Source organism: Citrobacter sp. wls757 (genome assembly GCF_005280935.1).
In the GTDB taxonomy this organism is placed as follows: domain Bacteria; phylum Pseudomonadota; class Gammaproteobacteria; order Enterobacterales; family Enterobacteriaceae; genus Citrobacter; species Citrobacter portucalensis.
Genome location: NZ_SZWU01000058.1, coordinates 29,796 through 39,110 on the forward strand (window position 1 = coordinate 29,796; position 9,315 = coordinate 39,110).

Annotated in this window: 8 protein-coding genes; 5 read left to right on the forward strand and 3 right to left on the reverse strand. The window is 55.2% G+C overall.

Translation table 11 applies throughout. The annotated features are described in order from the left end of the window. Positions 1–3: 3 nt before the first annotated feature. Positions 4–1,293, reverse strand: a complete 1,290-nt coding sequence (bioA, locus tag FDW94_RS14600; protein WP_020996533.1) for an adenosylmethionine--8-amino-7-oxononanoate transaminase — start codon at positions 1,291–1,293, stop codon at positions 4–6. 76 nt (positions 1,294–1,369) lie between these two features. Here bioA and bioB point away from each other — a divergent pair, with 76 nt between their 5' ends. The 4 genes from bioB to bioD are packed head-to-tail and all read left to right on the forward strand — an operon-like array spanning position 1,370 to position 4,994. Then, positions 1,370–2,410 (forward strand): biotin synthase BioB, encoded by a 1,041-nt coding sequence (bioB, locus tag FDW94_RS14605; protein ID WP_008784180.1) that lies wholly within the window; start codon positions 1,370–1,372, stop codon positions 2,408–2,410. Continuing rightward, positions 2,407–3,564, forward strand: coding sequence for an 8-amino-7-oxononanoate synthase (bioF, locus tag FDW94_RS14610; RefSeq protein ID WP_137377799.1), 1,158 nt, complete (start codon positions 2,407–2,409; stop codon positions 3,562–3,564). The genes bioB and bioF overlap by 4 nt, the downstream gene beginning before the upstream one ends. After that, positions 3,548–4,303 (forward strand): malonyl-ACP O-methyltransferase BioC, encoded by a 756-nt coding sequence (bioC, locus tag FDW94_RS14615; protein ID WP_032942762.1) that lies wholly within the window; start codon positions 3,548–3,550, stop codon positions 4,301–4,303. The genes bioF and bioC overlap by 17 nt, the downstream gene beginning before the upstream one ends. Then, positions 4,296–4,994, forward strand: coding sequence for a dethiobiotin synthase (gene bioD, locus FDW94_RS14620; RefSeq protein ID WP_137377800.1), 699 nt, complete (start codon positions 4,296–4,298; stop codon positions 4,992–4,994). The genes bioC and bioD overlap by 8 nt, the downstream gene beginning before the upstream one ends. Here bioD and FDW94_RS14625 read toward each other — a convergent pair. Then, positions 4,960–5,682, reverse strand: a complete 723-nt coding sequence (locus FDW94_RS14625) for an ATP-binding cassette domain-containing protein (protein WP_008784184.1) — start codon at positions 5,680–5,682, stop codon at positions 4,960–4,962. The two genes, bioD and FDW94_RS14625, sit on opposite strands and share 35 nt — an antisense overlap. Before the next feature lie 768 nt (positions 5,683–6,450). On the opposite strand from FDW94_RS14625, the gene uvrB reads away from it, so the two are divergent. Further along, positions 6,451–8,472 (forward strand): excinuclease ABC subunit UvrB, encoded by a 2,022-nt coding sequence (gene uvrB, locus FDW94_RS14635; protein WP_008784186.1) that lies wholly within the window; start codon positions 6,451–6,453, stop codon positions 8,470–8,472. Between the two features lie 121 nt (positions 8,473–8,593). Here uvrB and yvcK read toward each other — a convergent pair. Beyond that, on the reverse strand, positions 8,594–9,315 hold a 722-nt coding region (gene yvcK, locus FDW94_RS14640), incomplete at its 5' end, for a uridine diphosphate-N-acetylglucosamine-binding protein YvcK (protein ID WP_249358529.1).

Consider the following 9,315-nt stretch of genomic DNA (forward strand, 5'->3'; position numbering starts at 1 on the left):
TGATTAATCGCTAAAAAATGTTGCATTGCGCACAGCCTCGTTCACGGCCTGCGTCAGGCGACGTAACTGATCGGGCTGGATAATGTACGGCGGCATCAGGTAGATGAGCTTGCCAAACGGTCTTATCCACACGCCCTGTTCGACAAAGAACTTCTGTAACGCTGCCATATTCACCGGATGGGTGGTTTCGATGACGCCGATGGCGCCGAGCACGCGTACGTCCGCGACCCAGCAGGAATCTACCGCCGGGGCGAGTTCTGCCCACAGCTGCGCTTCAATGGCCGCTACTTGTGCGCGCCACTCGCCGGTTTCGATTAACGACAGGCTGGCGGAGGCGACGGCGCAGGCCAACGGATTGCCCATAAAGGTCGGGCCGTGCATGAAGCATCCGGCTTCACCGTTGCTGATGGTTTCCGCAACCTGGCGGGTGGTGAGGGTTGCAGAAAGGGTCATTGTTCCGCCGGTTAACGCTTTGCCCAGGCATAAAATGTCCGGAGTGATGTCGGCATGCTCGCAGGCAAAAAGCTTGCCTGTACGACCAAATCCGGTGGCGATTTCATCGGCAATCAGCAGGATCCCTTCACGGTCGCACATCTTACGGATGCGTTTTAACCATTCGGGATGATACATGCGCATACCGCCAGCTCCCTGTACGATTGGCTCTAGGATCACTGCCGCAATTTCGTGGCGATGCGCGGCCATCAGACGGGCAAAAGGCACCATATCCAGTTCGTCCCACTCGCCGCCCATGCGGCTTTGTGGGGCTGGGGCAAACAGGTTCTCCGGCAGGTATCCCTTCCACAGACTGTGCATTGAGTTGTCAGGATCGCAGACCGACATCGCGCCGAAGGTATCACCATGGTAACCATTACGAAATGTCAGGAAACGCTGGCGGGATTCGCCTTTAGCCTGCCAGTATTGCAGTGCCATTTTCATTGCAACTTCTACGGCGACCGACCCTGAATCTGCGAGAAAAACGCACTCCAGCGCCTCTGGGGTCATCGCCACCAACTGGCGGCACAGCGCAATGGCCGGGGCATGGGTAATGCCGCCAAACATTACATGCGACATGGCATCAATCTGCGTTTTCATCGCGGCGTTCAGTTGCGGGTGATTGTAACCGTGGATTGCCGCCCACCAGGATGACATGCCGTCAATCAGTTTCTCACCGCTGGCTAAGATCAGTTCGCAACCTTCGGCACGCGCCACCGGATAAACCGGCAACGGGGAGGTCATGGAGGTGTATGGGTGCCAGATATGGCGTTGGTCAAACGCAAGATCGTCCGTTGTCATAATCGACTTGTAAACCAAATTAAAAAGATTTAGGTTTACGAGTCTACACCAAACTAACAACGAAACGTATACCAATATGGCTCATTCTTCTCGCTGGACAATGTCGCAAGTCACCGAATTATTTGAAAAACCACTGTTGGATCTGCTGTTTGAAGCGCAGCAGGTTCATCGTCAGCATTTCGATCCGCAGCAGGTACAAGTTAGTACGCTGCTGTCGATTAAGACCGGTGCTTGCCCGGAAGATTGCAAATACTGCCCGCAAAGCTCCCGCTATAAAACCGGTCTGGAAACAGAACGGTTGATGGAGGTTGAACAGGTACTGGACTCGGCACGTAAGGCGAAGCAGGCCGGTTCAACGCGGTTTTGCATGGGCGCGGCGTGGAAGAACCCGCATGAGCGCGATATGCCGTACCTGGAACAAATGGTTCAGGGCGTGAAAGAACTAGGGCTGGAAGCCTGTATGACGCTGGGCACGCTGGACGAATCTCAGGCCCAGCGCCTGGCCAATGCGGGTCTGGACTACTACAACCACAACCTCGACACCTCGCCGGAATTTTACGGCAATATCATCACCACCCGCTCGTACCAGGAGCGCCTGGATACGCTGGATAAAGTGCGCGAGGCGGGCATTAAAGTTTGCTCCGGCGGGATTGTTGGGCTGGGCGAAACGGTGACCGACCGCGCGGGTCTGCTGCTACAATTAGCGAATCTGCCGACGCCGCCGGAAAGTGTGCCGATCAACATGCTGGTGAAAGTGAAGGGCACGCCGCTTGCCGATAACGACGACGTAGATGCTTTTGATTTTATTCGTACTATCGCCGTGGCGCGTATCATGATGCCGACCTCATACGTGCGTCTTTCTGCCGGGCGCGAGCAGATGAACGAACAAACCCAGGCGATGTGCTTTATGGCCGGGGCCAACTCGATTTTCTACGGCTGCAAACTGCTGACCACTCCGAACCCGAACGAAGATAAAGATTTGCTGTTATTTCGCAAGCTGGGTCTTAACCCGCAGCAAACGGCGGTACTGGCGGGCGATAACGAACAGCAACAACGTCTGGAGCAGGCGCTGCGTACCCCGGATACCGACGATTACTACAACGCGGCAACCGTATGACCTGGCAGCAAAAAATTGACGATGCGCTAACAGCGCGTCGTCGTGCTGATGCGTTGCGTCAGCGCTATGCAGTGACGCAGGGGGCCGGGCGCTGGCTGCAGGCCGACGGTCGCCAGTATCTGAATTTCTCCAGCAACGACTACCTCGGCTTAAGCCACCATCCGCAGATTATCTGCGCGTGGCAGCAGGGCGCTGAGCGTTTTGGCGTCGGCAGCGGCGGCTCGGGCCATGTCAGCGGTTATTCCGTTGCTCATCAGGCGCTGGAAGAAGAGCTGGCGCAGTGGCTCGGCTATTCCCGGGCGCTGTTGTTCATCTCTGGTTTTGCCGCCAATCAGGCGGTCATTGCCGCACTGATGGGAAAAGATGACAAGATTGTTGCCGACAGGCTCAGCCATGCCTCGCTGCTGGAGGCTGCCAGTCTTAGCCCTGCCGTGTTACGTCGCTTTACTCATAACGACTCGCAACATCTGGATCGTCTGCTGACAGCCCCCTGTCCGGGGCAGCAGCTGGTGGTCACCGAAGGCGTGTTCAGCATGGATGGCGACAGCGCGCCGCTGGCAGAAATCCACATGGTGGCGAAACGGCAGGGCGCGTGGCTGCTGGTGGATGATGCGCATGGGATTGGCGTAAGCGGTGAGGAAGGGCGTGGTTCGTGCTCCCGACAGCAGGTGAAACCTGAGCTGTTGGTGGTGACATTTGGCAAAGGGTTCGGCGTCAGCGGTGCGGCGATCCTGTGTTCTGATAGCGTGGCCGATTATCTGCTGCAGTTTGCCCGTCATCTGATCTACAGCACCAGCATGCCGCCAGCCCAGGCTCAGGCCTTGCGCGCCGCACTGGCGGTGATCCGCAGCCGCGAAGGCGATGAGCGCAGAGAAAAGCTGGCGATGCTGATCCAGCGTTTTCGCGCAGGGGTGAATACTACGGATTTGGCGCTGGCACATTCAGACAGCGCTATTCAACCGCTGATCGTTGGCGACAATCATAAAGCCTTGCAACTGGCACAGACGTTACGGCAACAGGGATGCTGGGTGACGGCGATTCGTCCACCGACGGTGCCGGTTGGGACGGCCAGGCTGCGGATTACGCTGACCCAGGCGCATGAAGTCCAGGATATCGACAACTTACTGGAGGTGCTGCATGGCGCAGGTCAATAAGCAGGCAATTGCCGCTGCGTTTGGTCGCGCGGCCACGCACTATGAGCAACATGCGGAGCTTCAGCGTCAGAGCGCCGATGCGTTACTGGCGCAACTCAATGGCCGGGCGTTCTCACGGGTTTTGGACGCGGGCTGTGGGCCTGGGCGTATGAGTCGTTACTGGCGGGAGCAGGGGAGCGAGGTCTGTGCGCTGGATCTGTCGGCGCAAATGCTTACGCAAGCGCAGCGTCACGATGTCGCCCATCACTATCTGCTGGCGGATATCGAAGCCATTCCGCAGGCCGCTGCCACTTTCGACCTGGCCTGGAGCAATCTGGCCGTGCAGTGGTGCAACGACCTGCGCGGCGCGTTACGCGAGCTATACCGGGTGGTGCGTCCTGGAGGGGCGGTGGCGTTTAGTACGCTGGCGCAAGGGTCGATGCCGGAACTTCGTCAGGCGTGGAGAGCGGTTGATGATCGGGAGCACGCCAACCGTTTTTTGCCTGTGGAGCAACTGGAAAACGCTCTGTGCGGCTGGGACGTTGAATACCAGTCTCATGCCGTCACGCTGTGGTTTGACGATGCGCTGAGTGCCATGCGCTCGCTAAAGGGCATTGGCGCGACGCATTTGCATGATGGACGTGAGCAGCGTGTGCTGACCCGCTCGCAGTTGCGCCAGTTACAGCTCGCCTGGCCCTGTCAGCAGGGTAAATATCCGCTGACCTATCATCTTTTTTTGGGAGTAATTCAACGTGACTAACACATTTTTTGTCACCGGGACGGACACCGAAGTAGGTAAAACTATCGCCAGCTGTGCGTTGCTTCAGGCGGCGGGACAGCTGGGGTTGCGAACGGTCGGCTATAAGCCGGTGGCGTCAGGCAGTGAAATGACGGCTGAAGGTCTGCGAAACAGCGATGCGCTGGCTCTACAGCGCAACAGCGTTGTGGCAGTGGATTATGCGGCCATCAATCCGTATACCTTCGCCGAACCTACCTCACCGCATATCATCAGTGCTGACGAAGGGCGCCCCATTCAGGCCTCAGTGATGTCTGCGGGTTTACGCTTGCTTGAAGAACAGGCTGACTGGGTATTGGTGGAAGGCGCAGGCGGATGGTTTACGCCACTTTCGCCAACGCTGAGTTTTTCTGACTGGGTAAAAGCGGAACAACTGCCGGTGATTCTGGTGGTTGGCGTTAAGCTCGGTTGTATCAATCATGCCATTTTGACCGCCCAGGCGGTGCAGCAGGCCGGGCTGACGCTCGCCGGATGGGTTGCCAATGATGTGCTGCCTCCTGGCAAGCGTCATGCTGAATATATGGCGACGCTAAAGCGTGCGCTTGCGGCTCCGCTACTGGGGGAAATACCCTGGCTGGCAGAAGAGCCGGAACGAGCATCGACAGGTCGTTATATCGATCTTAGCGCTTTGTCTCCGGCATCCACCAGTCGTTGATTAGCGGGTCGCTGAATTGTGTTATTTGCCCTTGAGCCACGTTGCGTCCACGATGTAACAAGCAATAGCAGTCGGCGACCCGACGAATAAACGGCAGGCTCTGCTCCGCGAGCATAATGGCGATGCCAAGCTCCTGGCTTAGCCTCACAATCAGATTCCCCAGTTTGTGGATATACGCCTGGCCACTTCCTCGCGTCGGCTCATCGAGGATCAGCAGGCGCGGGCGAGTGACCAGCGCACTGGCGAGTGCAAGCTGGTGCTGATTTTCCTCCGACAATGCCACCCCTTTGGCCTGACGCAGTACAAACAGCTGTGGAAACAGGCGGTAAATATCGCTGCTGTTCATCGCTTCGCTTTCCTCAACCGCCTGGCGCGCAATGTGCAGATTTTCCTCTACCGTCAGCTGCGAAAAAATTCGCCGTTCCTGCGATACACAGTTAATACCCAGCGCAATGCGCTTTGCCGCCGGAATCTGAAGCAGATCGCAAGGTGGTGCGCCAGCCTGATGCCAGAACATGGTTCCGCTCTCAATCGGTAAATTGCCGATGATGCAATTGGCCAGCGTGGTTTTTCCCATCCCTGGAAGACCCAGCACGGCGGTACATTTGCCGGGCAACAGGTCGAGATCGACATCCCAAAGCGAGTGTTGATTACCGTAATAGTGATTCACTGCACGAAGACTCAACATAGATTTCTCCCTCATGATGATATCCGCCTCGCGGGCTGATGGTCGGGAGAAAACTGCAAATCTCTTGCCAGAAGCGGAATTAGGGGAAAATACAGCAGAATAGCGTATTGAGCGGGTTGCGGTATCCGGCTTGTTGTGGATGAGCGCCGCAGTGTGCACATTGTCAGTGCCTGGTGGCGTTGTGATGGTGCAGGCAGGAAAATGATGAAAATGCGAGCAAGATCTCGGCCATCCCAGGTCGCTTCGTTAGCTGATAAATATCAAAAAATAGCGATAATTTTTTTTTATCCCACCAGAAAAGATCATCAGGACGTTTTTGCCAGGCTACAGTCCGTACGGGCTGGAGGCAGTTATCCACTATTCCTGTGGATAACCTTGTGTATTAGAGTTAGAAAACACAAGGTAAGCGAGAGAAGACGCGGCCTGCGACTAAATTGATGCGAAAGACGGCTTGAGATAATAGTCATTAAATTACAGTGTGTTAGATAAATGCAATGGCTGTCGCAGAAGTGTCATGTGTTGCCACAAAACTTTCATCGGGTAGCTTGACAAATGTTAAAAAAGTCATTGGTTTGGGGATAACACATTTTTGCTGGTGTTTTATCTTGCCTGCGGACAAATTTTAGCCTGTAGTCACGGCCATTTTGCTGGCGTAACAGAAATATTCTGGCGCGTTACTGTTTTTTCATCCAGTATATTTTACTGGCAAAATATACTGCTGCGAGTAAAATTACACACCTGCCCGCCCATTGCTTCAGGTAGCTGCTCATGAGTAAACCGTTCAAACTAAATTCCGCTTTTAAACCCTCTGGCGATCAGCCTGAGGCGATACGTCGCCTGGAAGAAGGTCTGGAGGATGGTCTGGCGCATCAGACGCTGCTGGGGGTGACGGGGTCGGGGAAAACATTCACCATCGCGAACGTGATTGCGGACTTACAGCGCCCTACCATGGTGCTGGCCCCCAATAAGACGCTTGCCGCGCAGTTGTACGGTGAGATGAAAGAGTTCTTCCCGGATAACGCGGTGGAGTATTTCGTCTCCTACTACGACTATTATCAGCCGGAAGCCTACGTGCCAAGTTCTGACACCTTCATCGAGAAGGATGCTTCGGTTAACGAACACATTGAGCAGATGCGTCTGTCAGCAACCAAAGCGTTGCTTGAGCGACGGGATGTCGTCGTCGTGGCGTCGGTTTCCGCGATTTATGGTCTGGGTGACCCGGATCTATACCTGAAAATGATGCTGCACCTGACGGTGGGGATGATTATCGACCAGCGCGCGATCCTGCGTCGTCTGGCGGAGCTGCAATATACCCGTAACGATCAGGCATTCCAGCGCGGGACCTTCCGCGTGCGCGGTGAAGTGATCGACATATTCCCGGCGGAATCTGACGACATCGCGTTGCGCGTGGAACTGTTTGATGAAGAGGTCGAACGTTTGTCGCTGTTTGACCCACTTACCGGACAGGTCGAATCCACTATTTCGCGCTTTACCATCTATCCCAAAACGCACTACGTGACGCCGCGCGAACGTATTGTACAGGCGATGGAAGAAATTAAGGTTGAGCTGGCAGAGCGGCGAAAAGTCCTGTTGGCAAATAACAAACTGCTGGAAGAACAGCGCTTAAGTCAGCGTACCCAGTTCGATCTGGAAATGATGAACGAGCTGGGTTACTGCTCGGGGATTGAAAACTATTCCCGCTATCTGTCCGGGCGTGGTCCGGGCGAGCCACCGCCGACGCTGTTTGATTACCTGCCTGCCGATGGCCTGCTGGTGGTGGATGAATCTCACGTGACTATCCCGCAAATTGGCGGCATGTATCGCGGTGACCGGGCGCGTAAAGAAACCCTGGTCGAATACGGATTCCGTCTGCCGTCTGCGCTGGATAACCGTCCGCTTAAATTTGAAGAGTTTGAAGCGCTGGCCCCGCAAACCATCTATGTTTCGGCGACGCCGGGCAACTATGAGCTGGAGAAATCCGGTGATGATGTGGTCGATCAGGTAGTAAGACCGACCGGCCTGCTGGATCCGGTCATTGAGGTGCGCCCGGTGGCGACGCAGGTTGACGATCTGCTATCTGAGATCCGCACCCGTGCGGCGATTAACGAACGTGTGCTGGTCACCACGCTCACCAAACGGATGGCGGAGGATCTCACCGAGTATCTTGAAGAGCACGGTGAACGGGTGCGTTATCTGCACTCTGACATCGATACCGTGGAACGTATGGAAATCATTCGTGACCTGCGTCTGGGCGAGTTTGACGTGCTGGTGGGTATCAACCTGTTACGTGAAGGTCTGGACATGCCTGAGGTCTCCCTGGTGGCGATTCTGGACGCAGACAAAGAAGGGTTCCTGCGTTCTGAACGTTCGCTTATTCAGACCATCGGTCGTGCGGCGCGTAACATCAACGGTAAGGCGATTCTTTACGGTGATAAAATTACCGCCTCTATGGCTAAAGCGATTGGTGAAACCGAACGTCGTCGTGAGAAACAGCAGCTCTATAACGAAGAACACGGTATTACGCCGCAGGGGCTGAACAAGAAAGTGGTCGATATTCTGGCGCTGGGTCAGAATATTGCGAAGACCAAAGCGAAAGGCAAAGGGAAGTCACGCGCAGGCGCGAAGTCTGAGGTTGTCGAACTGGATATGACGCCAAAAGCGCTGCAGCAGAAGATTCACGAGCTGGAAGGGCAGATGATGCAACACGCGCAGAATCTCGAATTTGAAGAGGCCGCGACAATCCGTGACCAGTTGCATCAGTTGCGCGAGTTGTTTATTGCGGCATCGTAAGGCGGTGTCGGATGCGGGGTAAACCCTTATCCGACCTACGGGGTAGATTGCGTACGTAGGCCGGATGGCGGAGCAAATCGATTTGTAGGCCTGATAAGCGAAGCGCATCAGGCAAATCCGTTCAGCCCAGCGCCTGCACCGCTTTCTCCAGCGCACTATGCAATAGCTGGCGGTCATGGCGGTAGGGAATATCGCTGGCTTCCAGCACTTCCTGGATCACAACGCGGTCGGTAACGGCGGAAGCATCCACTTTCGGCCCCACAACCACCGCATCAATCACTTTCTTCCCGACGTACTGTTCAATAATGGTCAGCTTATCGCTAAGCGTCAGGCTGGCTGCTGGCAGGCTTAATTCGCGCCCAAGATTGCCTATGTAGACCATCGGAGCCGGTGTGCGACGTAATGCCTGTGACATTTCATCGAGTAAAAGAATCGGCATCAGGCTGGTGTAAAAACTGCCGGGGCCTATCAAAATTAAATCCGCTTCAGCGATAGCCTCAACGGCCTCCCGTGTAGTCGGGACTTTTGGCGAAAGCATCAGTTCCTGAGGTGGGACGGTGAGCTGATCGATATTCACTTCGCCATAAACTTCGTGTCCCTGGTCATCAATGGCCATCAGATCCACCGGCAGCTCCGACATCGGAATTAAATGTGCGTCAACTTTCAGCAGGCTACGAATTAAATTGATAGCTTCCAGAGGCCGCACGCTGAGGTGATCGAGCGCCTTTAACATCAGATTTCCGAGGTTATGCCCGGAAAGTTCGCCATTACCGCCAAAACGATACTCAAACATAGCGGATGCAACGCTGGGTTGGGTAATTAACTGGTTCAGACAGTTACGCA

What these genes read in the sequence shown, in the direction of transcription:
- bioA (WP_020996533.1), bottom strand. Translation starts at nt 1,293, where the DNA reads ATGACAACGGACGATCTTGCGTTTGACCAACGCCATATCTGGCACCCA.
- bioB (WP_008784180.1), top strand. Translation starts at nt 1,370, where the DNA reads ATGGCTCATTCTTCTCGCTGGACAATGTCGCAAGTCACCGAATTATTT.
- bioF (WP_137377799.1), top strand. Translation starts at nt 2,407, where the DNA reads ATGACCTGGCAGCAAAAAATTGACGATGCGCTAACAGCGCGTCGTCGT.
- bioC (WP_032942762.1), top strand. Translation starts at nt 3,548, where the DNA reads ATGGCGCAGGTCAATAAGCAGGCAATTGCCGCTGCGTTTGGTCGCGCG.
- FDW94_RS14625 (WP_008784184.1), bottom strand. Translation starts at nt 5,682, where the DNA reads ATGTTGAGTCTTCGTGCAGTGAATCACTATTACGGTAATCAACACTCG.
- uvrB (WP_008784186.1), top strand. Translation starts at nt 6,451, where the DNA reads ATGAGTAAACCGTTCAAACTAAATTCCGCTTTTAAACCCTCTGGCGAT.